31 protein-coding genes are annotated in these 26,808 nt (G+C 71.2%); 7 read left to right on the top strand and 24 right to left on the bottom strand.

All coding sequences use genetic code 11. From position 1 onward, the window contains the following. Complete coding sequence (locus ACQPZW_RS29210) at positions 1-1,281, top strand: MFS transporter (protein WP_433789229.1); 1,281 nt, start codon at positions 1-3, stop codon at positions 1,279-1,281. Positions 1,282-1,341: 60 nt separating this feature from the next. Further along, positions 1,342-1,617, top strand: coding sequence for a hypothetical protein (locus ACQPZW_RS29205; RefSeq protein WP_433789228.1), 276 nt, complete (start codon positions 1,342-1,344; stop codon positions 1,615-1,617). A 29-nt stretch (positions 1,618-1,646) separates the two neighbouring features. Here the strand turns inward: ACQPZW_RS29205 and ACQPZW_RS29200 are convergent, their stop codons facing one another. From ACQPZW_RS29200 to ACQPZW_RS29175, 6 genes are all read right to left on the bottom strand, one after another. Then, the gene (locus ACQPZW_RS29200; protein WP_433789227.1) at positions 1,647-2,393 is read right to left on the bottom strand and encodes a L,D-transpeptidase family protein; all 747 of its coding nucleotides are present in this window, start codon (positions 2,391-2,393) and stop codon (positions 1,647-1,649) included. Continuing rightward, positions 2,390-3,193, bottom strand: a complete 804-nt coding sequence (locus ACQPZW_RS29195; RefSeq protein ID WP_433789226.1) for a hypothetical protein — start codon at positions 3,191-3,193, stop codon at positions 2,390-2,392. Before ACQPZW_RS29195 ends, ACQPZW_RS29200 begins: the two co-directional genes overlap by 4 nt. Beyond that, positions 3,178-3,666 (bottom strand): hypothetical protein, encoded by a 489-nt coding sequence (locus tag ACQPZW_RS29190; RefSeq protein WP_433789225.1) that lies wholly within the window; start codon positions 3,664-3,666, stop codon positions 3,178-3,180. Before ACQPZW_RS29190 ends, ACQPZW_RS29195 begins: the two co-directional genes overlap by 16 nt. A 9-nt stretch (positions 3,667-3,675) precedes the next feature. Then, positions 3,676-4,062, bottom strand: coding sequence for an anti-sigma factor antagonist (locus ACQPZW_RS29185; RefSeq protein ID WP_433789224.1), 387 nt, complete (start codon positions 4,060-4,062; stop codon positions 3,676-3,678). Between the two features lie 207 nt (positions 4,063-4,269). Continuing rightward, positions 4,270-4,956: a response regulator gene (locus tag ACQPZW_RS29180; protein ID WP_433789223.1), complete on the bottom strand. Its 687-nt coding sequence runs from the start codon at positions 4,954-4,956 to the stop codon at positions 4,270-4,272. After that, positions 4,944-6,098 (bottom strand): sensor histidine kinase, encoded by a 1,155-nt coding sequence (locus ACQPZW_RS29175; RefSeq protein WP_433789222.1) that lies wholly within the window; start codon positions 6,096-6,098, stop codon positions 4,944-4,946. The genes ACQPZW_RS29180 and ACQPZW_RS29175 overlap by 13 nt, the downstream gene beginning before the upstream one ends. Positions 6,099-6,206: 108 nt before the next feature. On the opposite strand from ACQPZW_RS29175, the gene ACQPZW_RS29170 reads away from it, so the two are divergent. Continuing rightward, positions 6,207-6,893: a DUF4386 domain-containing protein gene (locus ACQPZW_RS29170; protein WP_433789221.1), complete on the top strand. Its 687-nt coding sequence runs from the start codon at positions 6,207-6,209 to the stop codon at positions 6,891-6,893. On the opposite strand, the gene ACQPZW_RS29165 is transcribed toward ACQPZW_RS29170, so the two are convergent. From ACQPZW_RS29165 to ACQPZW_RS29140, 6 genes are all read right to left on the bottom strand, one after another. Then, positions 6,890-7,636 (bottom strand): glycosyltransferase family 2 protein, encoded by a 747-nt coding sequence (locus ACQPZW_RS29165; RefSeq protein WP_433789220.1) that lies wholly within the window; start codon positions 7,634-7,636, stop codon positions 6,890-6,892. The genes ACQPZW_RS29170 and ACQPZW_RS29165 overlap by 4 nt on opposite strands. An 81-nt stretch (positions 7,637-7,717) precedes the next feature. Continuing rightward, positions 7,718-8,980 (bottom strand): iron uptake transporter deferrochelatase/peroxidase subunit, encoded by a 1,263-nt coding sequence (efeB, locus tag ACQPZW_RS29160; RefSeq protein ID WP_433789219.1) that lies wholly within the window; start codon positions 8,978-8,980, stop codon positions 7,718-7,720. Continuing rightward, positions 8,977-10,068, bottom strand: a complete 1,092-nt coding sequence (efeO, locus tag ACQPZW_RS29155; RefSeq protein ID WP_433797651.1) for an iron uptake system protein EfeO — start codon at positions 10,066-10,068, stop codon at positions 8,977-8,979. Before efeO ends, efeB begins: the two co-directional genes overlap by 4 nt. A gap of 60 nt (positions 10,069-10,128) precedes the next feature. Beyond that, complete coding sequence (gene efeU / locus ACQPZW_RS29150) at positions 10,129-10,962, bottom strand: iron uptake transporter permease EfeU (RefSeq protein WP_433789218.1); 834 nt, start codon at positions 10,960-10,962, stop codon at positions 10,129-10,131. Positions 10,963-11,093: 131 nt separating this feature from the next. Then, the gene (locus tag ACQPZW_RS29145; protein ID WP_433789217.1) at positions 11,094-11,465 is read right to left on the bottom strand and encodes a BlaI/MecI/CopY family transcriptional regulator; all 372 of its coding nucleotides are present in this window, start codon (positions 11,463-11,465) and stop codon (positions 11,094-11,096) included. 102 nt (positions 11,466-11,567) lie between these two features. Continuing rightward, positions 11,568-11,741 (bottom strand): hypothetical protein, encoded by a 174-nt coding sequence (locus tag ACQPZW_RS29140; RefSeq protein WP_433789216.1) that lies wholly within the window; start codon positions 11,739-11,741, stop codon positions 11,568-11,570. Positions 11,742-11,899: 158 nt separating this feature from the next. On the opposite strand from ACQPZW_RS29140, the gene ACQPZW_RS29135 reads away from it, so the two are divergent. Together ACQPZW_RS29135 and ACQPZW_RS29130 are read left to right on the top strand one after the other, a co-directional pair. Next, positions 11,900-12,259: a hypothetical protein gene (locus ACQPZW_RS29135; protein ID WP_433789215.1), complete on the top strand. Its 360-nt coding sequence runs from the start codon at positions 11,900-11,902 to the stop codon at positions 12,257-12,259. 21 nt (positions 12,260-12,280) lie between these two features. Then, entirely contained in the window at positions 12,281-13,168 is an 888-nt protein-coding gene (locus tag ACQPZW_RS29130) for a helix-turn-helix domain-containing protein (protein WP_433789214.1), read from the top strand. A 131-nt stretch (positions 13,169-13,299) separates the two neighbouring features. On the opposite strand, the gene ACQPZW_RS29125 is transcribed toward ACQPZW_RS29130, so the two are convergent. Genes ACQPZW_RS29125 through ACQPZW_RS29110 form a run of 4 tightly spaced genes read right to left on the bottom strand, consistent with a single transcriptional unit; the run spans position 13,300 to position 17,214 of the window. Then, entirely contained in the window at positions 13,300-14,109 is an 810-nt protein-coding gene (locus ACQPZW_RS29125; protein WP_433789213.1) for an ABC transporter ATP-binding protein, read from the bottom strand. Next, positions 14,106-15,140 carry a FecCD family ABC transporter permease gene (locus tag ACQPZW_RS29120; RefSeq protein WP_433789212.1) on the bottom strand — a complete coding sequence of 345 codons (1,035 nt, stop codon included), beginning with the start codon at positions 15,138-15,140 and terminating at the stop codon, positions 14,106-14,108. The genes ACQPZW_RS29125 and ACQPZW_RS29120 overlap by 4 nt, the downstream gene beginning before the upstream one ends. After that, the gene (locus ACQPZW_RS29115; protein WP_433789211.1) at positions 15,137-16,180 is read right to left on the bottom strand and encodes a FecCD family ABC transporter permease; all 1,044 of its coding nucleotides are present in this window, start codon (positions 16,178-16,180) and stop codon (positions 15,137-15,139) included. Before ACQPZW_RS29115 ends, ACQPZW_RS29120 begins: the two co-directional genes overlap by 4 nt. Beyond that, complete coding sequence (locus ACQPZW_RS29110) at positions 16,180-17,214, bottom strand: iron-siderophore ABC transporter substrate-binding protein (protein ID WP_433789210.1); 1,035 nt, start codon at positions 17,212-17,214, stop codon at positions 16,180-16,182. The genes ACQPZW_RS29115 and ACQPZW_RS29110 overlap by 1 nt, the downstream gene beginning before the upstream one ends. Positions 17,215-17,505: 291 nt before the next feature. Here ACQPZW_RS29110 and ACQPZW_RS29105 point away from each other — a divergent pair, with 291 nt between their 5' ends. Then, on the top strand, positions 17,506-19,101 hold the full coding sequence (locus ACQPZW_RS29105; RefSeq protein ID WP_433789209.1) for a pectate lyase family protein: 1,596 nt from the start codon (positions 17,506-17,508) through the stop codon (positions 19,099-19,101). 161 nt (positions 19,102-19,262) lie between these two features. Here ACQPZW_RS29105 and ACQPZW_RS29100 read toward each other — a convergent pair whose 3' ends face one another. From ACQPZW_RS29100 to ACQPZW_RS29090, 3 genes are read right to left on the bottom strand one after another with little or no spacing between them, the layout of a single operon-like run. Beyond that, positions 19,263-19,646 (bottom strand): cytochrome P450, encoded by a 384-nt coding sequence (locus ACQPZW_RS29100; RefSeq protein WP_433789208.1) that lies wholly within the window; start codon positions 19,644-19,646, stop codon positions 19,263-19,265. Then, positions 19,528-20,445, bottom strand: a complete 918-nt coding sequence (locus tag ACQPZW_RS29095; RefSeq protein WP_433789207.1) for a hypothetical protein — start codon at positions 20,443-20,445, stop codon at positions 19,528-19,530. Before ACQPZW_RS29095 ends, ACQPZW_RS29100 begins: the two co-directional genes overlap by 119 nt. 33 nt (positions 20,446-20,478) lie before the next feature. After that, positions 20,479-21,180 (bottom strand): GntR family transcriptional regulator, encoded by a 702-nt coding sequence (locus ACQPZW_RS29090; protein ID WP_433789206.1) that lies wholly within the window; start codon positions 21,178-21,180, stop codon positions 20,479-20,481. 139 nt (positions 21,181-21,319) lie between these two features. Here ACQPZW_RS29090 and ACQPZW_RS29085 point away from each other — a divergent pair, with 139 nt between their 5' ends. Next, the gene (locus ACQPZW_RS29085) at positions 21,320-22,675 is read left to right on the top strand and encodes an RICIN domain-containing protein (protein ID WP_433789205.1); all 1,356 of its coding nucleotides are present in this window, start codon (positions 21,320-21,322) and stop codon (positions 22,673-22,675) included. Positions 22,676-22,682: 7 nt separating this feature from the next. Here ACQPZW_RS29085 and ACQPZW_RS29080 read toward each other — a convergent pair whose 3' ends face one another. From ACQPZW_RS29080 to ACQPZW_RS29060, 5 genes are all read right to left on the bottom strand, one after another. Beyond that, positions 22,683-23,219, bottom strand: a complete 537-nt coding sequence (locus ACQPZW_RS29080) for a hypothetical protein (RefSeq protein WP_433789204.1) — start codon at positions 23,217-23,219, stop codon at positions 22,683-22,685. Positions 23,220-23,311: 92 nt separating this feature from the next. Continuing rightward, entirely contained in the window at positions 23,312-24,097 is a 786-nt protein-coding gene (locus ACQPZW_RS29075) for a glycosyltransferase family 2 protein (protein ID WP_433789203.1), read from the bottom strand. Between the two features lie 135 nt (positions 24,098-24,232). Further along, the gene (locus ACQPZW_RS29070) at positions 24,233-25,045 is read right to left on the bottom strand and encodes a S1 RNA-binding domain-containing protein (RefSeq protein WP_433789202.1); all 813 of its coding nucleotides are present in this window, start codon (positions 25,043-25,045) and stop codon (positions 24,233-24,235) included. An 8-nt stretch (positions 25,046-25,053) separates the two neighbouring features. Beyond that, positions 25,054-25,452, bottom strand: coding sequence for a DUF6010 family protein (locus ACQPZW_RS29065; RefSeq protein WP_433789201.1), 399 nt, complete (start codon positions 25,450-25,452; stop codon positions 25,054-25,056). Between the two features lie 124 nt (positions 25,453-25,576). Beyond that, entirely contained in the window at positions 25,577-26,779 is a 1,203-nt protein-coding gene (locus ACQPZW_RS29060) for a hypothetical protein (protein ID WP_433789200.1), read from the bottom strand. Positions 26,780-26,808 lie beyond the last annotated feature (29 nt).

Raw genomic sequence — 26,808 nt, 5'->3', positions numbered from 1 at the left:
ATGCGCCGGCTGCGGACGTTCCTCGCCGGCAACCGGGACTACCGGCTGCTGGTGTCGGCGAACCTCATCTCGTCGACCGGCGACTGGATCCTGCGTACCGGTCTGGCGTATCAGATCTATGCCCTCACCGGCTCCACGGTGGCGTCGGCCGCCGCCGTCCTCGCCGCCCTGCTCCCGCATGTCGTGATGGGCTCGGTGGCCGGCGTCTACGCCGACCGGTGGGACCGCCGGCGCACCGTCGTCGTCACCAACCTGCTGCTCGGCGTCTGCCTGCTGCCGTTGATCGCGGTCCGTGGGCCCGATCAGGCCTGGATCATCTACCTGGTGCTGGCCGGGCAGAGCTGCCTCGCGTTGCTGTTCTCCACCGCCGAGGCGGCCCTCGTGCCCACGCTGGTCGCGGAGAAGGACCTGGTCACCGCCAACTCGCTGAACGCGCAGGCCCGTGACGTGGCCCGGCTGGCCGGTGCCGCCGTCGGTGGTGTCGTCGTGGCCTTCGGCGGACTCGCCCTGCTCACCGCCGTCGACGTGGCCACCTTCGCCGTCGCCGCGGCCCTGCTGGCCGGGATGAGCCGCCACCGTGGCCCGACCCCGACACCGGAGGAGGCCCCACGCCGGCTGCTGCGCGAGTGGGCCGACGGCCTCCGGGTCGCGGTCTCCACCCGGACGCTGCGGGTCGTCATGGTCTTCACCGTGATCACGGGCATCGGCGAGGCCGCGATGAGCACCCTGATGGCGCCGTTCGTGCACGACGTCCTGCGGGGCAGCGCGCAGACCTATGGGACGATCATGTCCGCGCAGGCCGTCGGTGGCATCGCCGGAGGTCTGCTCACCACGATGTTCGGTCACCGCTTCACGCCCCGGCGGCTGCTGGGGTACGGGGCGGTCGCCTTCGGCCTGCTCGACCTGGCGCTGTTCCTCTACCCGCTGCTCACCCGGTCGCCCTGGCCGGCGGTGGTCATCATGGTCGCGGTCGGCCTGCCCGGCGCGCTGACCGTCGCCGGCCTGATCACGGTCTTCCAGACCGCCACCGACGACCGCCACCGGGGCCGTGTCTACGGCGCCATCGTGATGCTCGAGTCCGCGGCGATGCTGACCGCGACGGCGGCGGCCGGGACCCTGGGCGAACGGCTCGGCATCATCCCGGTCATCGCCACCCAGGGTGTCGGCTACTGCCTCGCCGGGCTGCTGATCCTCGTGTCCCTGCCACGACGGGCCGGCAGCGACGGGCCGGTGCGGGAGGATCGACCGGATCGAGCCGCCGACACCGCGCGGGCGCGGTGACTCGCGTCCGGCTGATACGGTCCGCAGCGTCGAATTGATCGCGGAGGAAACGGGAGTCACGTGGAACCGGCATTCTGGCAGCTCGCCGTCATCGTCGCTCTCATCGCCGCGGCGGTGTGGGGCTACCGGACGTCGCAGCGCGCGACGCTGGCCGTCACCGCCGCGGTCCTGCTGATCACCAGCGGTCTGCTGTGGTACACCCTGGTGCTCGACGAGCCGTACCTGGAATCCGATGCGAACAGCCGGCTCGACGCCGTGGCACTCATCGGGATCCCCGCACTGCTCGGCGCCGGCGCCGCGGTTCTGGCCTTCAGGCGTACGGGGACCCGGGGCTGACAGAGCGGCCGGGCTGGGGGTCGACCCCGTCAGGCCTTGCGGAGGGCCGAGGACGGGGCCATCACGATGCGGGGCTTGGCCGCGGGGTCCAGCCAGCGCAACAGGCGGATCAGGTCGGGTCGGCTGACCGACACGCAACCGGCCGTGGAGCCGCTGCCACTGGCGTGCAGGAAGATCGCCGAGCCGCGTCGCGTGTCGGCCCTGGTGGCGGCGACGTACTGGCGACGGGCGGCGTCCCACCGTACCCCCGACGGGGTGTTGAAGTTGATCACGACAGCGTGGGCGTATTGCCGGGGGTAGGCGGCCAGGCGCTCCGACTGCGAGATGCGCCAGGTGCGCTTCGGCGAGGCGGAGGGCTGGAAGAGGTTGTACGTCCCCGGGTCCCGATTGTCGCCGGCCCAGTAGTCGTTGCCGTCGACCCTGCGGTACGGCAACCGGGTCCCCGGGTCGGCGCGGACCCCGAACGCGCTCGTCAGGGTGAACGTGCCGGCCGGTGTCTGGCCGGTGTCCTGGCGGCGGCTCGACGCCCACTTCCAGCCGCCGTGACCGGTGCGGGCGTTCATCGTGGCGAACCTCTGCCGCCACCGGCCGTCCGCGCCGCGCTGGAAGGCGCGCACCGTCGCGTGGGTCGACGACCAGCCGCGGCCGGTCACCACGATCACCTGGCGAGCGTTGCCGACATGGGCGAGCTCGTCCGGTAGCGCGGCGGCGGCCGGCGTGGCCGGGACCAGGACCACCGTCACCGCGAGCGCGAGCAACAGCGCGAGCCGTCTCATGGCTGCCGATCCTCGCACAGGTGAGACCGGCTCGCGTCCCCTCGGCCCGGGGACGGCTCGCGTCCCTCAGCCCGGGACGGCTCCGTCGCCGGCTCAGGGACGGGCTGGAACGCGATGTCGCTGACGTCGGCGACCAGCTCGGTGAAGTCGGTGCCGTAGGCGGCCGGCTCGACGATCCGCAGGACCAGCGCGAACGGCCGGTCGGCGCCGTACTTCTGGTGCAGCGCGGTGTGGTGCGCGGCCAGATAGCGGGCGCCCGCGAGGTTGCTGCCCGCGCTCAGTCCACCGAGGAAGAACACCGGTCGCCCACCGGCCGGCCCCCAGAACCGGGCCAGCAGCAGATAGCTGGTCTCCGGGCTCAGCGTGTACTCGGTACTGCCGACGGTGAACGACAGCCGCCGCCTGCCCTCGTCGAAGACCTCGTAACGCACGCCGCGCAGGATCGTCCGGACATGGGTGGCGCCACGCGGGTTGGCCTCGCCCGGGCCCCCGACACAGAACTCGGTCAGCCGGCCGATCTCCCCGGTCGGCCGGCTCTCACCGACCCGGTCGGCGTGCGCCCCGCACTCGCGGGCGATGGTCGCCAGCTCGACCAGCGCGGCGACGTCCCGGCGATGGACGCTGGCCTCACTGGGCGACGAGGCGTGCCGTGACACCACCATCAGGCAGCTCGATCCCGCCGTGAGACCGAAGAAGGCGCGCTCGCGGCCCAGCTTCCGGCGGCGTACCAGGAAACCGGCCAGCCACACGGCCGTACCGGCGATGACGCTCGCCAGCAGATTGATCAGAAGGTCGTCCACGCCTCGATGATGTCCGATGTGGTCGAATCCCGGTCAGGCGGCACCCGGTCGGTCACCAGCAGCGACAGGCCGGGCGGGATGGTGACGTCGGTCGTCACGGCGCTCTCAGGCCAGGTCCAGGCGGCGCCAGGCGGGACCGGCGTACGCCGGTGGGGCCTGCCGCTCCGGTCTGATGCCGTGCCACTCCGCCGGCCATCGCGCGGCCGGCGCGGCGAGCAGGGCCCGGATCGCGGCAGCACCGTGTCCCCCTCGCGGTGGATCCGCGCCTCGACGGCGTCGCAATCCGGGCCGCAGCCAGGGCAGCAGGCGATCAACGTGCTGGACGGCTCGGCGGTCGCCACGAAGCGGTTCACCGGCACCAGCACGTGCCACGGGTCGACGCCGGCGTTGCCGTCGGCGCGGCTGACGTCGACCCCGTCGATGCGCGTGATCACGCGAAGACGTTCGACGGACAGCGACAGCGTCGATCTCATGCCCACAAGCTACCGCCGGCGGCCGCGCGGCAGGATGTCCGGCGTCGGTGCGGCCGGGCCGGCGGGCTCCGGGTCCGGCGCCACCCGCAGCAACCTGGCCACGCCGGCCGCCCGCAACGTGGTGGCGACCAGGGGCCGTACGTTCACCACACGGAACGCGCCGCCATGCCGGACCGTCTCCTCCCGGGCCCGCAGCAGGCTCCGGATGCCGGCCGCAGCGAGCAGCGGGACGTCGGCGAGATCGATCACCAGCTCCTCGACGCCGTCCTGCACGGCCGCGTTGACCAACAGCAGCGCGAGGGCGGCGCTGACGTCCTCGTCGATCCGGCCACTGACCGAGACCCGCACGATGCCGTCGTCGTGGTGTCGCTTGTGTACCGCGAACGCGCCGGTCATCGGGCCCCTCTCGTCGCGTGTGCCCGACTCCGGACCGGCACTTTCCCGATTCTGCGGTACACCTCGGTATTCCGCCGCCAGGATTCACCCGCACGGTGTCCCCGCACGGCAGGCCCGGGCCTCGGCTGCTCGTGACCGTGCCGGGCCTGGCATGGTCCGGCTGCGGGTCTTCGGCGCGCTGAGGGACCACTCCGGTGCTCCGTCGCCTCAGGAGTCGGGCCGGCCGCCGTCGTGGACGAGACGGGCCACCTGCACCCGGTTGGTCACCTCCAGCTTGGCGAAGACGCTGCCCACATGGGTCTTCACGGTGGCGACCCCGAGGTGCAGAGCCTGCCCGATCTCGGTGTTGGTGAGCCCCTCGGCGATGGCGACGGCCACCTGCCGCTCCCGCTCGGTCAGCCGGTCCAGCAGCCGCCGGGCGGTCCGGCGCCGGAGGTCACCGGCCGGGTCCACCGGGGCGGCCCGGGTGACGGCGGCGATCAGCCGGGTCGTGATGCCCGGCGACAGCATCGGCTCACCGAGGGCGGCCCGCCGCACCGCGGTCACCAGATCGTCCGGCGCGGTGTCCTTGAGCAGGAAGCCCGCGGCGCCCAGCCGCAGCGCCGTGATGACCAGCTCGTCGGTGTCGAACGTGGTCAGCACGAGGATCCGCGCCGGAGAGCCGCGCTCGCGCAGCCGCCGGATCGCGACCAGGCCGTCGGTGCGGGGCATCCGGATGTCCATGAGCACGACGTCCGGCGCCTCCCGGGTCACCACGTCGACGGCCACCTGCCCGTCGGCCGCCTCGCCGGCGACGGTGACCCCCGGCGCGCCACCGAGGATCATCCGCAGACCGGACCGCACCAGCGGATCGTCGTCCACGATCACCACCCGCAACGGGTTCACACCGGCCACGGCAACCTCGCCCGGACCACGAACATCCCGTCCGCCTCGATCCCGGCGGTCAGCGACCCGCCGGCGAGCGCGGCCCGCTCGGCCAGACCGATCAGACCGACGCCCGGCTCACCACGGGGTCCGCCGGGCGGCGCCGGATTCGCGGTGGTCACCGCCAGATCCGTGCCGGTACGCGACAGCGCGACCGTCACCGGCGAGCCGGGCGCGTGCCGTCGCGCGTTGGTGAGCGACTCCTGGACGATCCGGAACGCGGTGCGCGACACGGTCTCCGGCAGGTCATGGACCGGCACCGTGCAGTCCAGCCGGACCGTCGTGCCCGCCTCGGCGGTGTCGGCGACCAGCGCGGGCAGCTCCGTGAGGGTCGGCTGCGGCGGCTCGGCCTCGTCGGCCGGCTCGTCCGTCCCGGACCGCAGCACGCCCAGCACCTCGCGCAGCTCGGCCAGCGCGAGTCTCGCGTTGCCCTGGATGATGCCGGCCGTGCCGACGGTCTCGTCCCGGGTCAGGTCGTCGCGGTACGTCAGGGCCCCGGCGTGCAGGGCCACCAGCGAGATCCGGTGCGCGAGCACGTCGTGCATCTCCCGGGCGATCCGGGTCCGCTCGGCGTCACGGGCCGCGGCGGCGGCCAGCAGACGCTCGCTCCCGGCGGTGCGCGCCTGCTCGTACAACGACGTCATCAGGTCCCGTCGAGTGCCCACATAGGCGCCCACGGCCAGGCACACCGCGACGAAGACGACGACGGTGACGACCGAGCCGGGGGAGAAGCCGGGCAGGGCCAGCTCGGCCGCGATGGACGAGATCGTCGCGACGACGATCACCGTGACGGCGTGGCCGCGGTGGCGACGGGCCGCCATCGCTCCGATCGCGAAAGCCGCGGCGCCCACCCCGGACGCGGAGAACGGCAGCACCGCCGCCGTCACCACCCCGAGGGCCGGCGGGGCACGGCGGCGCAGCGGCACCAGCGCCAGCGTGGTGACGCCGAGCAGCAGGTCGACGACGAGCAGCGCGCCGACGAGGTCCTCGTCCGCCGGGGTGAGCGGGCTGGACAGCCGGTCCGCGGCGGTGGCGATCCACCCGGCCGCGCCGGCGGCCACCGCGAGCAGGTAGTGACCCGCACGGATCCAGGCGGGCGGTGGTGAGAGCATGCGGCCAGCGTAGGGAACCGCGTCGCGCACCGGCTCCACCCCTGGGTGGAGCCGGGACCGTCCGCGGGTGGAGGCACGGGCGGGGCGGGTGCGCCAGCCTCGACAACCATGAACCTCACGACACCCAAGGCTCTGGCCCGGCTGGCCGGACTGCTCTACCTGCTGCTCGCCCTCCTGGGTGGATGGGCCGAGCTGGGCGGGCGGGGCAGCCTGGTCGTCGCCGGTGACGCCGCCCGCACCGCCGCGAACATCGCCGGAAACGAGAGCCTGTTCCGGCTGACAATGGTCGCCGACATCCTGATGGCCACCGTCTTCGTGGCGCTCGGGCTGGTGCTGCACCGTCTGCTGCACCACGTCAGCGAGCGGGCCGCGACCGCGCTGCTGGTCTTCGTCAGCGTCGGCGCGGGTTCGATCCTGGTCAATCTGACCTTCCAGGCCGGCGCGCTGGTCACCGCCACCCAGCCCGGCCATCCGGCCGAGCTGGTGCTCCTGTTCTGCACCCTTCACCAGCAGGGGTACGTGCTGGGCGGCGTCTTCTTCGGCCTGTGGCTGCTGCCGGCGGGCTACCTCGCGTACCGCACGCCGATGCTGCCCAGCGTGCTCGGTGTGCTGCTGATGGCCGGGGCCGCGGCGTGGGTGGCCGATCCGCTGCTCGCGTTCGGGCTGCCGGACGCGCCGGAGGTGATCCGCACGCTGGTGGAGGTGCCGACCACCGTCGCCGAGCTCGGTCTCCTGGCGTACCTGCTGATCCGCGGCGTCCGTACGCCGCAGGGTGTCGATCTGCCCGGGGCCTAGCCTCCCGTCGCGGCCGTCCGCCGGTCCTGCTTCTGTCCGGTCAGGGTCGCGGCGGTGTACCGCAGCAGCGGGCGGTAGACGCGCACGGAGTCGCTGACGCCGCTGAAGTTCGACGCGCTGTTGCCGTCGAGGTAGCGGGTGGGAATGCTGACCGCCTCGATCGGGCGACCGGCCGAGGCGGCGTCCAGCAGCATGTTCATCTCGTAGTCGAAGCCGTCGCCGGGAACGGTGCACAGCCAGTCCAGCAGACCGGCGGAGAACCCGCGCAGCCCGGTCTGCGTGTCGTCGATCGGGTAACCGGTCACGGCGCGGAAGAGCGCCCCGGTGATGGTGTTGCCGAGACGGCTGGACATCGGCATCTGGTCCAGCCGGCGCACGCCGAGGACGATGCTCCCGGGCCGGATGAGCTCGCTGACGCGCAGCACGTCGGCGGCGTGGTGCTGACCGTCGGCGTCGGCGCACACCACGTCGGCCCGGGGATACGTGGTGCGCACGTGCGCGAAGCCGGTCTTCAGCGCGGCGCCCTTGCCGAGGTTGGCCGGATGCCGCAGGACGGTGGCGCCGAGGTCCCGCACCGCGTCGAAGAGGTCCTGGCAGCCGGGGCCGTTGCCGTCGTCGACCACCACGACGTGCGAGCCCGCCGGCATCTCCGCGTACAGCCGCTCGACGAGATCGGTCAGCCGGGGTTGTGGCCGGTAGACGGTCAACAGCACGACGGTCGGGCACGACGACAGCGGGCTCACCGGGTCTCCTCATCAGCGGGCAGCGGGTGGGCACCCATTACCCGGGACGGCCGGATCACAAAAGCACTCCCGTGCACCGTTTCAGGTGAACAGGGCGCCGCCCCAGAAGTCGCCGTCGGCGGTGACGCCGGGTGGGCAGGCGAAGATGCCGGTGGAGACGTGCCGGACGTACTCGTTCATCTCGTCGGTGGCGGCGAGACTGCGCTGGACCGGGATGAACGCCTTGCGCGGGTCGCGCTGGTAGGCGATGAAGAACAGTCCGGCGTTGAGTCGGCCGAGCCCGTCGGAGCCGTCGACGAAGTTGTAGCCGCGCCGCAGCATGCGGGCCCCGTTGTTGGTGTCCGGGTGGGCCAGCCGTACGTGTGAGGTCGTCGCCAGCAGCGGTTCGCCGTCGGCGCCGACGGAGTCGAAGTCGACCTCGTCGAACTCGCCGGTGCGGCCCATCGGCGCGCCGGTGCCCTTCGTCCGGCCGATGATCATCTCCTGCTCGGCCAGCGGCGACCGGTCCCACGTCTCGATCAGCATCCGGATCTTGCGGGTGACCAGGTAGGAGCCGCCGGCGAGCCAGTCCGGGCCGTCGCCGGGCTGCACCCACAGGTGCTCGCGCAGCAGGTCGGTCTCCTCGGCCTTGAGGTTGCGGGTGCCGTCCTTGAAGCCGAACAGGTTGCGCGGTGTGGCCTGCCCGGTCGACGTCGACGAGGTGCGCCCGAAGCCGAGCTGCGACCAGCGGACGCTGACCGCGCCCATCCCGATACGGGCCAGGTTGCGGATGGCGTGCACGGCCACCTGCGGGTCGTTGGCGCACGCCTGGATGGCGATGTCGCCGCCGGAGATGGCGTCGTCGATGGTGTCGCCGGTGAACTTCGGGAGCGGTTCGAGCGCCGGCGGCAGGTGGGCGGCCAGCCCGAACCGGTCCTTGCCGCTCGCGTCCCGGAACAGGGTGGGCCCGAAGCCGACGGTGATGGTCAGCCCGGACGGCGGCAGCCCGATCGCCTCGCCGGTGTCGTCCGGCGGCGCCTCCGGGATGCCGTTGACCGCGCCGATCGCGCCGGCGTCCTTGCCCGCGGTCATCCGGGCGGCGGCCGCGGTCCAGTCCTTGAGCAGCTTGATCAGCCGCTCGCGGTCCTTGGTGACGACGTCGAACGCGACGAAGTGCAGGCGGTCCTGGGCCGGGGTGACGATGCCGGCCTGGTTGGCGCCGGTGAACGGCACCGCGTCGGTGGCCGCGGCGACCGCCGTGAGCTCCGGCTCGTCCTTGACCTGGGTGAGTGCGGCGGCGCCGGCCAGGCCGGCGGCCCCCACCCCGGCGAGGGTGAGGGCGCGCCGCCGCGAGACCCGGCTCATGCCTTCTTGGCGACGACGCCCGCCACCTGGCTGATCGGCTCGGCGAGCGCGTTGATCGCGTCGGAGAGCTCCTTGAGGTCGGCCTGCGACAGGTCGGTGTGCAGCTTCCAGCCGTCGCCCGCGCGGTGCTTGCCGAGCGCGGCGTCGACGTTGGCGAACTCGGTGTCGAGGGTCTTGACCAGCGCCGGGTCACGCTCCTCGAGGACCGGGCGCAGCGAGGCGATGGCCGCCTTGGAGCCGTCGACGTTGGCGTTGAAGTCCCACAGGTCGGTGTGCGAGTAGCGGTCCTCCTCGCCGGTGATCTTCCCGGCGGCGACCTCGTCGAGCAGCGCCTTCGCCCCGTTGGCGAGCTGCAGGGGCGACAGCTTCTCGGCGTTGGCCTTGGTGACGATCTCCTTGACGTCGGTCAGGAGCTGGTCGGCGACCGGCCCGGACTGGGAGATGTCGTTCTTCTGCCACAGGTCCTGCTCGATCTTGTGGAAGCCACCGAACTTCAGGCCCTCCTCGGTGACCTCCTCGCGGCCGTCGATGCGCGGGTCGAGGTCGCCGAAGATCTCCGCGACCGGCTCGATGCGCTCCCAGTAGGTGCGGGCGATCGGGAACATCGCCTTCGCGCCGGCCACGTCACCGTCCTTGACGAGCTTGACGAACTCGGTCGTCTTCTGCTCCAGGGCCGCCGTCTGGCTCTTGACGTAGCGGGAGTAGCTCTCGGTGGCGGCCAGCAGCGCGGCGTCCTCGGTCAGCGGGGCGGCCGAACCGGAGACGGTCAGCTGCCCGCGGATGCCCTTGCCGATCATGCCGGGCTTGCAGGCGGTCTCGTACGTGCCGGCCGGCAGTTCGACGTGCAGGTTGCGCGACAGGCCGGGGGCGATGTTCTCCACCTCGGCCATCACGCGATCGCCGGCGGCGTACACATAGAACTCGGTGACCTTCTGGCCGCCGTTGGTGATGGCGAAGACGCTGGTCCCGGCGTCCACCTGGGTCTTGGCGACCTCGCAGCCGGTGTCGGTGGCCTTGACCGCGATCGGCCCACCGGCGGCGGCGGTGTCCGTGGCGGCGTCGCCACCGCCGCAGGCGGCGAGCGACATGCCGAGCGACCCGGCGGTCACGAAGGCGAGGATATGCGAAGGGCGCACGGGTTTCTCCTATTACTGCGGTGCGGGGACGGCGGCCGGCTTGCGGCCGGTGGGTCGCAGGAAGAGCACGAGCACGGGTACGGCGTACGCGATCCAGGCGACGACCTCGATCACGCTGGCCGTCGGCGTGATGTTGAACATGCCGGTGAGCAGTGCCGTGTACCAGGCGGACGGGTCGAGCGTGCCGCTGACGTCGAAGGCCAGGGTGTCGAGACCGGGCAGGACTCCGGACTCCTGCAGGTCGTGGATGCCGTACTTGAGGATGCCGGCGGCGACCAGGATGAGCAGGACCCCGGTGACGGTGAAGAAGGCGGTCAGGTTGATCCGGATCGCGGTGGCGTACATCAGGAAGCCGATGACGACCGCGGTGACGATGCCGCCGAGCAGGGCCAGCAGCGGCCCGCCGTTGACGTCGGCGCCCTGCACCGCCGAGTAGAAGATCAGCGACGTCTCGAGCCCTTCGCGGACCACCGACAGGAACGCCATGACACCGACCGCGATCGACCCGACGGCGAGCGCGTCGGCGAGTCTGCCGCGCAGCTCACCGGCGATCGAGCGGGCGGCCCGGCGCATCCAGAAGATCATCCAGGTGACGAAGACGACCGCCAGGATCGAGGTGATCGCCTCGAACAGCTCGCGGTGCTCGTACTCGCGGAGCAGGGTGGTCTGGGTGTAGCTGAGCAGTGCTCCGAAGCCGACGGAGAGCGCGACGGCGGCGGCGACACCGGCCCACACCTGTGGGAGCCGGTCCTTGCGGTCGGCCTTGACCAGGAACGCGACGAGGATGCTGACCACCAGGGTGGCCTCCAGGCCTTCGCGCAGCCCGATGAGGTAGGTGGCGAGCATGAAGCCTTCTTCCCAGTCTTAAGGGTTGCCTTACCTTACTGCTACAGACTGTAGATTAGGAAAGGCTGGCCTCACTGTCCAGGGCTCACCCTGGTGATGAAGGTCGTGGCAGGACGTTCGTCCCCGGCGGCTCAGTCGTCGCCGAGCAGTCGCCGCAGCAACTCCTCGTCACCCGGCTCCAGCGCGGCCACGAACCTGCGCAGGACGCTCGCCCGGTCCGAGCCGGCGCTCAGCGCCGCCCGCATGCGCCCCGCCGCCAACGAGGCGTCGTCGGTCAGCGGCGCATACCGGAACGAGCGGCCCTCCCGGTAGCGGGCGGCCATGCCCTTGTCGTGCATGCGGGTCAGGATCGTCACCACCGTGCTGTACGACAGCGGCGAGCTCAGCCGGTCACGAACCTCACGCGGGCTGAGCGGCCCGGAGGCGGCCACGAGAACCCGCAGCACCTCCGACTCGAGAGAGCCGGCCGGCCGGCGTCCGGCGTTCTCATCGTCGGCTGGCACGCGCGCAGCATAGCCGTCCGTCGGCGTCCGCAATCCGTTGCGTCATATCGGCTTCCAGCTGGCTACCACTACGGCAGTGATCCCCGCACGGACGCGAACTGGTCAGCGGGCGACGTCAGCGTAGTGCGCGATGGCTAGCAGAAGCCCGACGGCGCCGGCGAACGCGCCGCCTCCGGTCAGGATCGATGCGGGGACATTGCTTCCACCGGCGTGAGCGAGCAGGCCCGCTATCCCGCCGATGATGCAGGCAGCGAGCAGGATGAGTGCCACCCACATCGACCGAGGGGCTCCCGATGGGTTCGAGGAACCGGATGATCCGCTCTCGCTCGGTCTCTGTGGCGATCGTTTAATCATGGCAACCACCCACTTGAAGTCTCTCCCGTAACCCGAGTATCTATTCGCGCGCGGTGACTAGTCAATCGGAAGGTGTGCCATTGATGATTGTGGTATTAAACCTGCTGGCGAGTGCTAGGGTGCAGTCAGCCACATGGCTGATCGTCGGGAAGAAACTCGGGGCAAAATGCGCGATTCGCCTTGACGATGCAAGGCCGTTGAATAGGATCACGCCCATGACTAGCGAAAACGAAACGTCGAGCGTCGAATATCAAGCGATCGCACTCTCCTGCCAGTCAGGCGCCTGTCCGACGGTGTACCAAGCCGAAGCCGGCGGCTCATTGATCATTCAGGGATATGCGGTCGCCGCCGACCGGGTAGGTGTTGACATTGCCGATGGTGAGCTTCTCGTCGAGATTCCGGCCAGCCTGCTCTCCGAGGCTGCCAGAAACCTTCGGTGACTCGCTGGCGGGGGTACTCCGGTGACCTCCGCCGTGGGGAATCTCGTCGATCCCGAGGAACCGGTCGGCGTTGCGCTCGGGCGGCTGCGCCGGGCCGCTGGGCTGTCCGGTGCGCAACTCGGGGCCCGGGTCAATATGAGCCAGCCGAAGGTCTCGCGCATAGAGCGGGGTGTCGGGGCCCTCGACCCGACTGACGTGGCCGTCCTCGCGGCCGCCCTCGGCGCTGATGAGGCGTTGACCCGATCTCTCGTCGAGCGGGCTTGGCGGTCTCACGACAAGTTGGCGGACTGGAGACCCGCGCCGGTCGGGCTAGCCGGCGCCCAGCACCGTGTCCGGGAGTGGGAGTCCGCGGCTTCGGAGGTGTTCGAGTTCCAGCCGGCTCTGGTCAGCGGTCTCCTGCAGACCAGTGGCTATGCCCGGGCCGTGCTGTCGAGTTTTCAGCAGATGATCGGGGCAGGGGAGCAGGCGTCGCCCGAACCGGCGATCGCGGCAGCGGTCTCGGCCCGGATCAGGCGTCAGGAGGCGCTCGCTGATAGCGGCAAGGTCTTTCACTTCGTCTTTCTTGAATCCGTTCTCAGTAACAGACCGTGTTCCCGGTTGGAGATGCTGACGCAGATCAGCCATCTGACCGACGCGAACCGGCGGCACGCCAATATCGATATTCGAGTCATCCCCCAGGGGACGGTGTTGGTCATCCCGCCCATGCACGGCTTCGCTCTCTACGGCGACGACATTCTCGCCATCGATTCATTCAACACGGGGCTCACCTCCCGCGGCCGCGCCGATCTGAAACAGTATCGGTATCTCTTCGACCACTACGCCGGCCTTGCGACCAGTGAGGTCGAGCCGATTCTGAGTCGTTACCGATCTCTTTATCTCGAGCAGTTGCGGCAAGCCACCGACGAATGAGGCCCAGCCGGAACGCCGTAGATCGAATCGGTTGACCGCGTGCCGCCCTCGGCGTGAGGCGTTGCTCGGCTCCCCAGTCTTCTGGGGCCGGCGGCCCGCGCCGACCGGCAGTCGTGGGTGGGTGAGCGAGGTCAGGCGGTGGCGACGACGTGGTGACGGCCGATCGGCAGCATCAGCGGCTTCTGGGAGACGGGGTCGACGATGACCCGGCTGTCCAGGCCGAACACCGCCCGTACACACTGCTCGGTCAACACCTCGGCGGGTGTGCCCGCCGCATGCAGGCCGCCGCCGGCCAGGGCGATCAGGTGGTCCGCGTAGCGGGCCGCCATGTTCAGGTCGTGCAGCACCATCACGATCGTGGTGCCGCGGCCGGCGTTCAGGTCGGTCAGCAGGTCCAGCACCTCGACCTGGTGGCTGACGTCGAGGAACGTGGTCGGCTCGTCGAGCAGCAGCACGTCGGTCTGCTGGGCGAGCGCCATCGCGATCCACACCCGCTGCCGCTGGCCGCCGGACAGCTCGTCGACCGACCGGTCGGCCAGTTCGGCGGTGTGGGTGGCGTCCAGGGCGGCGGCGACCGCCCGGTCGTCGTCGCGGCTCCACCGCGACAGCAGCCGCTGGTGCGGGTTGCGGCCCCGGCCGACGAGGTCGGCGACGGTGATGCCCTCCGGCGCGATCGGTGACTGGGGGAGAAGGCCGAGCGTGCGGGCCAGCTCCTTGGCCGGCATCCGGTGCACCTCGCGGCCGTCCAGCAGGACATGGCCGGCCCGCGGGGCGAGCAGCCGCGACATCGACCGCAGCAGCGTCGACTTGCCGCACGCGTTGGCGCCGACGATCGCGGTGATCCGGCCGGGCGGCACCAGCAGGTCGAGCGACTCGATGACGACGCGTTCGCCGTAGCCGACGGTCAGGCTCTCGACGGACAGGGAGTGGTCGGTGGTCACAGGGAGCCTCCGGCGCGGTTGGTGCGGACGAGCAGGAAGATGAGGTACGGGGCGCCCAGCACCCCGGTGATCACGCCCACCGGGAAGCGGGTGTCGAACGCGAACTGGCCCAGGAAGTCGGCGACCAGCACCAGCAGTGCGCCGACCAGCGCGGACGGCAACAGCAGCGAGCCGCCGGGACCGACCAGGCGGGCCGCGATCGGGCCGGCGAGGAAGGCCACGAACGCGATCGGTCCGGTGGCCGAGGTGGCGAACGCGATGAGACCGACCGCGGCGACGATCGAGATCAGGCGGGTACGCTCCAGCCGGGTCCCCAGCGCCGACGCGGTGTCGTCGCCGAGCTGCAGCATCGTCAGGTTGCGGGCCTGCCCCAGCAGCACCGGGCCGAAGACGGCGAGAGCGATCAGCACCGGGACCGTCTCGTCCCAGGTGGAGCCGTTCAGGCTGCCGTTGAGCCAGCGGGTCGCCGCCTGCAGATCCCACTGCCCCGCCTGGTTGAGCACGTACGAGGTGGCGCTGTTGAGCATGGCCGCGATGCCGATGCCGATCAGCACGAGCCGGGTGCCGGCCACACCGTCCTTGAACGACAGCACGTAGATGATCACCGCGACGCCCAGCGCGGCGACGATCGCGAACACCGAGACACCGGTCTCGCCGAGGCCGAGCACGATGATGGCGAAGGCCGCGGCCGCGCTCGCCGCCGAGCTGATGCCGATGAGGTCGGGGCTGGCCAGCGGATTGCGCATCATGGTCTGGAAGGTGACGCCGCCCATCCCGAAGCACAGGCCGGTGACCAGGGCCAGCACGGTCCGCGGCAGCCGCAGCTCGCCGACGGTGAACGAGGCGCCCGGGACGGTCTCGCCCAGGATCACCCGCAGCACGTCCGCCGGTGGGTAGAAGGTCTGCCCGACCATCAGCGACAGCGCGACCATCACGGCCACCGCGATCCCGGCCGTGGCCAGTACGGTCTGCCGGCGCAGGCGGCGGCGCGCGCGGCCGCGGGTGACGGCCTGCAGGGTCGAGGTGCTCACAGCTCTCGTACCTTCTGCCGGCGGACGACGTAGATGAAGAACGGGGCGCCGATCAGGGCGGTGATGATGCCGGCCTCGATCTCGTCCGGACGGTTCACCACCCGGCCGACCACGTCCGCCGCGGTCAGCAGTGCGGCCCCGGCGAGTGTGGCGAACGGCAGCAGCCAGCGATGATCCAGGCCCACGAGCAGCCGGCACAGGTGCGGGACGATCAGCCCGACGAACGCGATCGGCCCGGCGACCGCGGTGGCCGCGCCACACAGCACCACCGCGCCCGCGGCGGCCACCGCCCGTACGACGGCGACACGTTCGCCCAGCCCGGCGGCGAGCTCGTCGCCGAGCGCCAGCGAGTTCAGCGCCCGCGCGCAGAGCAGGCAGACGACCAGGCCGGCGATCAGGAACGGCAGGACCTGCCCGATGCTCTCCCAGCCGGCCCCGCCGACGCCGCCGACCTGCCAGGACTGGAAGTTCTCGGCGATGTCGCCGCGCGGCAGCACGACCGCGGTCACCATCGAGGCCAGGGCCGCCGAGGTGGCCGCGCCGGCCAGCGCGATCTTGAGGGGGGTGGCGCCGCCGCGGCCCAGCGAGCCGACCGCGTAGACGAACAGGGTCGACACCGCGGCGCCGGCGATCGCGAACCAGATGTAGGCGGTGGCGGTGTACAGCCCGACGGTCACCATGCCGACGGCGATCGCGAGCATGGCGCCCATGTTCACGCCGAGGATGCCCGGGTCGGCGAGCGGGTTGCGGGTGACGCCCTGCATGACCGTGCCGGACAGGGCCAGGGCCGCGCCGACGAGGGCGGCGAGCACCGTACGCGGAATGCGTTTGACCACCGCCGCCTGGTCGAGGGTCTCGTCGGCGCCGCCGAACGCGGCGGTGATGTCGGCGAAGCCGACGATGCGGGAGCCGAAGGCGACCGAGGCCAGCAACACCACGACCAGGATCGCGAGTACGGCCAGCAGCCAGCCCAGGCGCACCCGGGCCGGGCGTCGCAGCGCGGCGACGCCCGGCCCGGACTCGGTTCGCGTGACCGTCATCAGATCTTGTCGGCAGCCTTGCCGAGCAGGTCGACGTAGTCCTTGAGCACGAACGACACCGCGAGTGGGGTCGGGTTGGCGGCGGTGGCCACCGGTGTGCTGCCGGGCAGCGACACGAACGAGCCGCGGGCGATCGCCGGGATCTTCGACAGCAGCGGGTCCTTCTGCAGGGTGGCCAGCGTGGTGCCCTCGGCGTCGCCGTAGGTCACGATGATGTCGACGTCGCTGAGGTTCTGCACCTGCTCGGCGCTCTGGGTGAGGCTGAACTCGGCGGTGGCGGCGGACGCCTTCTCGATGCTGGCCGGGTGCTTCATGCCGAGGTCGGTGAAGAACTGGGCCCGGGTGTCGTGCGTGGTGTAGAAGCTGATCTTGCTCAGGTCGGTCGGGTCGAGGTGGGTCAGGAACATCACCGACTTGCCGGCCAGCTTCGGGTAGCGGGCCGCCTCGTCCTTCATCTGCTTCTCGATGGTGGTGATCAGCGCGTCGCCCTCGCCGGCCAGGCCCAGGGCCTTGCTCTCGAGCTTGATGCTGTCGCGCCACGACGTGGCCCACGGCGCCTTCGGGTACGCCACGACCGGCGCGATCTTCGTGAGGGTGTCGTAGTCCTGCTGGGTCAGGCCCGAGTAGGCGGCCAGGATGACGTCGGGCTTGGTGTTCGCGACGCCCTCGAAGTCGATGCCGTCGGTCTCGTCGAACAGCACGGGGGTCTGCGCGCCGAGCTCCTTGAGCTTCGCGGCGTCCCACGGCAGCAGGCCGTCGCCGTCCTCGTCACCGAAGTTCGCCTTGGCGTAGCCGACCGGGACGATGCCGAGAGCCAGCGGGACCTCGTGGTTGGCCCAGTTGACGGTGGCGACCCGGACCGGCTTCTTCTCGATGGTCGTGGTGCCGAAGGCGTGGGTGACGGTGACCGGGAACGACGCCGCCGCACTGCCCGACGCTGCCGGGGTGTCGTCGCTGTCCGACGACCCGCAGGCGGTCAGAGCCAGAGCGGTGGTGAGGGCGACGATTCCCGCGAGGAACCGGGTAGCGCGCATGGCGGGGGGACTCCACTTCTTCGCTGATAAGGCTTGCCTAACCTAATATCATCGGCAACCTTCGTCATGATCGCCTTTCGGGGTTGTGACGCCCGGCACCTGCGGGCCCGCGTGGGTGTGGTGCCGGATGCGCGCGCTCGCCGCCGACCGGAAGAACCCGTCGGCAGCCGGGCAACCAAAACGTGCTCGCCTGCCACTTACGGATGATCAGCAAGCGGCGACCGTCCCCCAACCGGTCGCCGATCATCCCCACACGCGCGTCGTGACGCGCGGGAACAGGTGAGACAGACGATGAAGAGGTCAGTCGCGCTGCGACTCTCCGCCGTGCTCGGTGTCGCCGGTGTGGCCGGGGCGATCGCCTTCGGTGTGCCCCAGCTGCAGGCCAACGCCGACGCGGTTCTCGCCGCCGACGGGTTCGCCGGACAGAACGGCGGGACCACCGGCGGCGCGGGCGGCGCCACGGTCAAGGCGACCACCGGCACGCAGATCCACGAGGCACTGTGCAGGCGTGCCGCCGTCGACACCCCGATCATCATCGAGGTGGAGGGCACGATCAACCACGGCAACACCACCAAGGTGTCCGGCGACAGCTGCAACACCGCCGCCGACAGGATCGAGCTCAAGGAGATCAGCAACGTCACGATCGTCGGCGTCGGCTCCGGTGCGACGTTCGACCAGCTGGGCATCCACATCCGGGACTCCAGCAACATCATCGTCCGCAACGTGACGGTGCAGAACGTCGAGAAGTCCGGCTCGCCGCTGTCCAACGGCGGCGACGCGGTCAGCATGGAGAGCACGGTCCGTAACGTGTGGGTCGACCACTCGACGTTGATCGCCTCCGGTGGCGAGTCGGAGGGCTTCGACGGGCTGTTCGACATGAAGGACGACACCGAGTTCGTGACGCTGTCCTACAGCATCCTGCGTAACTCGGGCCGGGGCGGCCTGATCGGCTCCAGCGAGACCGACACCGGCAACACCGGCATCACGTTCCACCACAACAGGTACGAGAATCTCGACTCGCGGGTGCCGCTGCTGCGGGGCGGTGTCGCCCACATGTACAACAACCACTACCTGAACCTGAACGAGTCGGGCATCAACTCGCGGGCCGGGGCCAAGGCCAAGGTCGACAGCAACTACTTCGAGGACTCCAAGGACGTGCTCGGTACCTTCTACACCGACGCGGCCGGCTTCTGGCAGGTGTCGGACAACATCTTCGACAACGTCACCTGGTCGGCGGTGGGCACCGAGAACAACCCGGCCGGCCCGAACGTCACGTCCAACACGACCGTGAGCATCCCGTACGCGTTCACGCCCGACAGCGCGTCGTGCGTACCGGCGATCGTCGCCGCGACCGCGGGCGCCGGAACCGGCCTGAAGGTCTCCGACGGCAAGTGCAGCGCCACCGCCGCCCCGACGGTGTCCGGCACCGCCTCGCCGACCGTCACCGCCTCACCTACCGCCACCGCCACCGCCTCGCCTACCGCGACCGTGTCACCGACGGCGACCGTCTCGCCGACCGCGACCAGCGGCACCAACCTCAGCCTCGGCGCCGGGGCGGACGGCTCCAGCAAGGCGAGTGGCACCAGTTACGGCAACGTCAAGGACGGCAAGGCGTCCACCTTCTGGTCGCCGAGCGGCGCCACCGGCGACGTGTCGATCAAATGGCCGGCCGCCACCAAGGTCTCCCGCGCCGTCATCGTCGAGGCCTCCGGCTCCACGATCGGCGCCTACCAGCTGGTCAACGGCGCCACCGGCGCGGTCCTGGCCTCCGGCACGGGCGGCGGCGCGATCAGCTTCCCGGCGGTCTCCACGACCAAGCTGACCCTCAAGATCACCAATGCCACGGGTACGCCGAAGGTCGCGGAGTTCCAGACCTTCGCCTCCTGACCGCCCCGCTGACCGTCCCGCCGGGGCGGGGAGCTCCTCGGCCCGGCGACCGGCGCTCTGACCGCCCCGCCGGGTCGGGGAACCCCTCGGCCCGGCGACCGGCGCTCTGACCGGCCCGCCGGGTCGGGGAGCTCCTCGGCCCGGCGACCGGCCGGTGACGATCAGCGGTGCGGCGCCCCCGCCCGCAGGTGGACCGGCAGCGTCTCCAGGCCGTGCATCAGCAGGCCCGCCCGCCAGCGCAGTGACTCCGGCGGGACGGCGAGCCGGATCGCGGGATGGCGGGCGAACAGCCGGGCCAGCGCGATCCGGGCCTCCAGCCGGGCCAGCGGGGCGCCGAGGCAGAAGTGGATGCCGTGGCCGAACGCGAGATGCCCGCCGTCGCCACGGTCCACGTCGAGGGTGTCCGGGCCGGTGAACCGCCGTGGATCACGGTTTACGGCGAGCAGCGAGATCAGCACCTGCTCCCCGGCCGGGATCGTGGTGTCCCCGAGCGTGATCGGGCGGGTGGTGACCCGGTACGTGCTGGTGGCCGCCGGGCTGGCCAACCGCAGGATCTCCTCCACCACGGCCGGCAGCAGACCCGGATCGTTCACCACGCGGTCGCGCTGATCCGGCCGGCCGCAGAGCAGGTGGACGGCGTTGCCGATCAGGTTGGCCGTGGTCTCGTGGCCCCGCGATCAGCAGCAGCAGGGCCATGCCGACCAACTCGTCCTCGGAGAGCCGGTCACCGTCGTCGGCGATCGCCGTCAGGGCGCTGAGGAGATCGTCGGCCGGCCGTGCGCGCTTGTCGGCCAGCAGCTCGCGGAAGTAGCCGACGATCGCCGACATGGCCGCGAGCATGTCGGCCGGACCGCCGCCACCGCTGATGATCGCGCTGGACCAGGTGTGGAACGACCCGCGATCGGACGCCGGGATGCCGAGGAGCTCGCAGATCACCTCGAGCGGGAGCGGGACGGCGAACCGGCCGATCAGATCCGGCTCGGCCGCCGTGGCCATGTCGTCGAGCAGACGGTCGGTGATCCGTGTGATGTCCGGCGCCAGTTCCTGTATCCGGCGCGGGGTGAACGCCGCCGAGACCAGCCGTCGCAGCCGGGTGTGGTCGGGCGGATCGCGCAGCAGCATCTGCGTCGCCAGGGCCTCGCGCAAACCCGGCGGCAGCTGGTCGACCGGTTGCTGTTTGGACAGTGACGGATCGGTGAGCACCTGGCGGGCCTCGTCCCACCGGGTGACCATCCAGAACGGGATCCCGGCCGCCGAGGTGACCCGGTGCACCGGCCCGGCCTCCCGCAGCGCGGCCAGCGCCGGATGCGGGTCTGCCGCGAACGCGTCGTCGAACAGTGCCATCCGACCCCCTTCCCCACCATCCTATGGGGACGCTCAACCCGAGTTCGGGCCGAGTCTCAGGTGACTGGTGATCCGGTAGCGGTCGCCGCGGTAGATCGAGCGTGTGAACTCGATGATCCGGCCGCCGTAGTCCTGGGTGGTGCGCTCGAAGAGCAGCGCCGGTGAGTGCAGGGGCACCTCGAGCAGCCGGGACTCGTCGGCGTCGGTGACGGTCGGCTCGACGGTCTGCACGGCCTCGGCCGGGTCCACGCCATACCGCTCCCGCAGCCGGCGGTAGAGCGAACCGGAGACGAAGTCCTCAGCCGTGATGCCGGGGACCAGGGCGGCCGGCAGCCGGATCTGCTCGATGGCCATCGGCTCGCCGTCGACGATGCGCCGGCGTCTGACGTAGAGCAGGCCGTCGCCGGGGGACATCTGCAGCCGCCGGCCGAGCCGGGCCCCGGCCGGTTCGACGTGCAACTGCAGGACCTCGCTGGTCCAGTCGCCGTCGGCGGGCGGGACGGGCTCGCCGAACGCCGGCACCTCCTGGGAGATCTTGTGCGGGCTGGTGAACGTGCCCCGCCCGTGCTGACGGACGAGCCGGCCGGCGCCGACCAGGTCGTCGATGGCCGCCCGCACCGTCGGGCGCGAGGCGCTGAGCAGCTCGGACAGGGAGCGCTCGGACGGCATGGGATCACCGGGCGCCCGCGCGTCGATCAGCTCCCGCAACCGGTCCCGCACCTCAGCACGCCGCACGGCGTCCCCCGAATCTCACTGTAAAGAAACTTTTCCGCAGTCTATTGACGCATACCACTGGTCCAGAGCAGAGTAGCCCAGCGGCCGATTTCCTTACCAGTGGTCAATTCTGGCCTCATCCTCGAAGGAGCCCACCCCCATGGGACCAGCCCCCACCCGCAAGATCGTCATAGGTACGACCATGGCCGCCACCGTCGCAGCCCTCACCGGCATCGGCATCGCCGCGGCCCCGATCGGTAGCGCCGCCGCCGGCTGTGGCGTTCTCTTCGACGACTTCAACTACTCGTCACGCACCGACGCGGCGCTCGGCCAGCGCGGCTGGAGCATCCGCGGCAACGCCGGCGGCCCCGGCGTGAGCGGCGCCCGCTGGCTGCCCGACAACGTGTCCTTCCCGACCGTCGACGGGCAGAAGGTCGCCCAGCTCAAAGCGGTCACCGACGGCACCGCGGCCGGCACGTCGCACGCCGAGTTCTCGCTGTCCAACCGCCGCTTCTTCGAGGGCACCTACCTCGCCCGGATCAAGTTCGCCGACGCCCCCGTGAGCGGCGCGGACGGCGACCACGTCAACCAGACCTTCTACACGATCTCGCCGCTCGCGGCCCCGCGCGACCCGCTCTACTCCGAGATGGACTTCTCCGAGTACCTGCCCAACGGCGGCTGGGGCGAGGCGGGCCCGATCAACTACCAGACCACCTGGTACACCTACGTCGCCGATCCCTGGTATGCCGACAACGTGCACAGCCAGCAGGCCCGCAGCATCAACGGCTGGCACGACGTGATGGCGACCGTGTCCGGCGGCCACGTGAAGTACTACATCGACGGCGCGCTCGTCGGCGACCACTCCGGCAAGGTCTACCCCCGGCAGAACATGTCGATCGACTTCAACCAGTGGTTCATCGACCTGGCCGGGCACAGCGGCGGGGCCAGCACCTGGCTCCAGTCGGTCGACTACGTCTACCACGCCAAGAAGCAGGTGCTCACCCCCGCACAGGCGAGCGCCGCGATCAACGCGTACCGCTCCGGGGGCACCGCCCACACCGACAACGTCGTGGCCGCCAACGACTGCGACCCCGGCACCCCGCCGACCGGCCCGACGACACCGCCGGCCACCGGAGCGACCATGCTGCAGTCCAACTTCAGCGGCCGGTGCATCGACATCCCCGGCGGCGTGCCCGACGCCGGCGCGGTCCTGCAGACCTGGGACTGCAACGGCACCGCCGCGCAGAAATGGACGTTCGAGGGCGACGGGACCGTACGGGCGATGGGCAGATGCATGGACCCGGCCGGTGGCGCCCTCGCCAACGGCACCCCGGTCCAGTTGGCCGACTGCAACGCCAACCCCGTTCAGCGGTTCACCCTCACCGCCGCACGCACCCTGCAGAACGTCTCGTCCGGCCGTTGCGTCGACATCAAGGACTGGAACGGCAGCAACGGCGCCAAGCTGCAACTCTGGGACTGTGCCGGCACCAGCAACCAGATCTGGGGCAGGGTCTGACCCCGGCTCAGCCGCAGTCGACCCCGTGCAGGGCGGGCCAGACCGGATTGCCGCCCGTGCCCTCGACGACGAGTGACCCGCCGCCGAGCCCCCAGGTCAGCCGGTAGGTCCCGGCGGCGATGGGACGGTAACCGTCGTCGGCGGTCCACGAGCTGCCCTCCCAGGCGACGCCGACCGGGCCGACGGCGTAGCCGGTGTACACCTCACCGCCTCCGGCGAACAGGATCGCCGTCTCCCGCGCGAAGGCCCGGCAGCCGCCGGGACCGGCCGGGTCCAGCAGATGGTAGGTCGCGAAGACGTCGGTCCCTCCGCTCAGCAGGCAGCCCACCGCGGTCAGCGAGCCCAGAGCCCACCTCCACCGGTCCCGGCCGGTGGAGGTGGGCTCGGCTCGGCGGGCCACCAGGGCGGCGCCCAGCAGGGCGGCACCCGACGCCCAGCCGGGAACCATCCGCGAGCCGACCAGGAGCATCAGGCCGCACCAGTGCGCGACGAGGGCCGCGGCGGCGAGCAGGACCCAGGCGGTCGCGGGAGCAGGTCTCGGCATGCGTCGGACAGTAGGACGCACGAGGGGAGGAGAACGCGGACCGCGCTCTTCCTCCCCGACACCTCCACGGGATCTCCACCGCCGCGACGGTCTCAGGCGGCCAGCGCGTAGGCGGCGTAGTGGGCGGCGCGGCGGCGGCCGTGGATGACGAGGGTGTCGCGGAGGGTGCGGATGATGGTGGAGCTGCTGACGGTGGAGCCGGCGGTGCGGGTTTCGAGGCGGACCGGGGCGGCTTTGAGGTCGGTGATGCCGGCGGCTTTGGTGGCGACGAACAGCTCCAGGTCGAAGGCGAAGCGGCGTTCGCGCAGGCGGGGCAGGACGGTGTGGAGTACGTCGCGGCGGATGATTTTGCAGCCGGTCTGGGTGTCGCGGACGTCGAGGCCGAACATCGTGCTCACCAGCGTCGAGTAGGTGATGGAGATCAGTTTGCGGGTGCGGGTGGCGCCGCTGACCGAGGCGGTGTGGCGTTTGTCGGCGTAGACGACGGCGTGGCCGCCGGTGCGGGCGAGCAGCAGGTAGTCGACCAGGTGCTGCGGGTCGATGTCGCCGTCGGCGTCGATGAAGCCGATCCAGGCGCCGGTGGCGGCGGCGAAGCCCTGGTGCAGGGCGGCGCCTTTGCCCTGGTTGATCGGGTTGTCCAGGACGGTGACCCCGGCGATGTCGGCGATGGTGGCGGCGGAGCCGTCGGTCGAGCCGTCGGACACCGCGATGACCTCGAACGCGATCGCGGCGTCGGTGAGGCAGGCGACCAGCCGCTCGACGGTCGGGCGCAGCGCCGCACCGGGGTTGTAGAACGGCACGACGACGCTGAGCTCGACCCCGGCACGACCGGTGGCGGTGGTGGTGGGAGCGGCGGCGGCGACTGCGGTGGCGTTCATGCCCGCTCAGATCGGATCGCCACCTCAAGACAACCTCTGGACGCTCTCAGGACCCGCGCAAGGAATCCGCCTGAGGCCGGAAAGGTGAAGTCGCCCCATCCGGACGGCATCCGCGTCTTCGGGCGACGGGGCCCGTCAGAGGTGGCGTGACAGAGCGAGGCGCCGCCGCGTCGGGTCGATCTCCTTGACCGTGACGGTGACCTGGTCGCCGACCTGAACCGCCTGATCCGGTGCCTCGACGGGTGTGGGGGAGAGGTCGTCGAGGTGAACCAGGCCTTCGATGTCGTCCCCGACGCGGACGAAGGCGCCGAACGGCACCAATCTGGTGACCGTGCCCGGCAGGACCTGCCCCGCCCGGACGGCGCGGGCGAAGTCCAGGAACGGATCGGGCAGGGTGGCGCGAAGTGACAGACGGGCCTCGCCGTTGGTGGTGTCGAACATGAGGAACTCGCAGGTCACGCGCCGGCCGACGGAGACCACCTCGGCCGGGTCCTCGAACCGGCGCCAGGACAGCTCGGGCATGGTGATGAAGCCGACGCCGGGAAACGTAGGGTGCTTCGGCCCGTCGTCCAGGTCCACGAAGACCCCGAAGCGCTCGATGGCCGCCACCACGCCCGGCAGACGCCGCCCGGCGTGCAGTCCCTTGAGAAAGGCCCACAGCAGCGGGTTCTCGGTCGCCGCCCGGGAGAGCAGGATCCGTCGCCGCGGCTGATCGACGGCGATGACCTCGGCTCTGACCCGGTCGCCGGCCCGGAGAGTCTCATCGGGCGATCGGCGGTGGAAATGCCAGGAGAGGTCGAGAGGGCCGATGATGCCGACCGGGCGCTCGGTGAAGCCGTCCAGCAGCACCGCTGTGGCGGAACGCCGGATCTCCGCGACGGTGCCCGTCAAGGTGTCGCCGACGCTCACCGTCTCCATGAACGCCCTGAGGAGCCGATCGTCATCCATCGGCTCCACTATCCCAGCGCGCCGCGCGACCTGCGGAACACGGCGACCACCGAGCGCCCGCCGGCGAAGCACCACACCGCGATCACCGGATCGCAGATGGCGCAACCGAAGGACGAGCCGGGTACGAACGGGATGATCGGGTTGCCCTTCAGGTGATGGACGACGTCCCAGACGGTGTGCAGCAGCCAGCCGACCCCGATCCACCGCCACGACGCCAGGCCACGATAGGCGACGTAGATCATCACCAGGCCGAACGGGAACTCCCATCCGCCCAGGCCCCCGCTCCAGTAGACGGCGCCCGCACCCGCGATGAGCAGCGCGTTGACCTTCTGCCGGGCCCGGTCCGGGAACAGCGCCATGACGAGGATGAAGAGGAGCCCGATCAGGATCGGTGCGACGATCGACATGCTCCGAACCTAGGAAGACGCCGTCGGCCGTCACAGTGGCAGAAACGCCGATGTCCGACTGATTCCGGCCAGGAGCACCGGGCGGCCACCGCGATCACGGCATCGCCGAGGGTGGCCGGCCGGGTCAGCCCGCCGGAGTCGCGCGTTCGACCAGGACGGACTTCGCCTCGGCCCGGATGCGGATGTCGTATCTGCCGGCGGCCGCCGCCCAGCCGGTCTCGCGGAGCGTGCTGCCCGGCTTCACGTCACGGCGGGCCCTGCCGTTGACGGTGACCAGGCCGGCGCCCTTGTCCAGACGCACCCGCACCGGGGCCCTCGCCTCGGTACGGACGATCAGCTCACCGGTCGTGCCGGTGACCGTCAGCGGGACGGTGCCGCGGGGCCGGGGCAGCCGTAACACGCCACGGGCGACGCCACCGGCCAGGTCGAAGCCGGCCAGCCCGCCCGCCCGTACGTCCACGTCCAGCTCGCTCGCGCCGCCGGTGAGCCGCAGCGTCCACGCCACCGTCGAGTTGAGCACGACCTCCGCGCCCGAGGTCAGGGTGAGCAGCGAGCCGTCGCCGATCTCGGTCAGCCGGGGTGCGGCGTTCGGGTCGAGCGAGACGATGGTGAACAGCGAATCGCCCAGTGCCGCCGTACGCACGCGCAGCGTGGTCGCCGTGCCGGTGATCTCCAGCCGTCGCTTCTCGACCGCGCCGAGTGGGGCGGTCAGCGGCACCGGTGGCGGGAGCGGGCCGGACGTCTGCGGCGTCGGCGCGTCGGCCTGCACGGTCGCCACCGGACGCGAGGCGGGTGGCCGGTATGCCGTCGTCTGGCCCAGCACCACGCCCACGGTCAGCGACACGAGCACGGCCGTGAAGCCGAGCAGCCGCCATGGCCGTTTGATCTGCTGTTCATAGATGAGCACGACCCGCCCGGCGTCCGCCGGCGGCGGGCGGCGGCCCAGCAGGGAACGGCCCGCGGGCGACCCGGACCGGGCCGGGCGGGCGGTCGGAGGGCTGCCGGCCGGCCGGCCCGCGACCGGCATCCCGTCCTCGGCCACCGAATAGGGCAGGGCGGGTGCGTTGCCGCTCGCCGGCACCGCGGGGGCGTCGGCCGTCGGCGGGGCCACCGGCGGGCGAGCGGGCAGGGGGACGGTGGGCCGGCCGGACGCCGGCAGGGTGCCGGTGAAGGACCGGAGACGAAACTCCGGAGCCGTCGACGGGTGGGGCCGCGCGTCCTCGGCGGTGCGATCCGCCGGGGCGCCGACGCGGGTGGGCGACAGGAAGCGCACCTCGACATCCGCCCGCCGCCTACCCGACGACGATTCGTCCGGCTGGTCAGCCACCTGGCACCTCCGATCGTCGGGTCCCACCT

It is taken from the genome of Actinoplanes sp. CA-252034 (assembly GCF_050956125.1).
GTDB lineage: Bacteria > Actinomycetota > Actinomycetes > Mycobacteriales > Micromonosporaceae > Actinoplanes.
The sequence above is the reverse complement of the archived record's forward strand: the minus strand, read 5'-3'. Positions and strand labels throughout refer to the sequence as shown.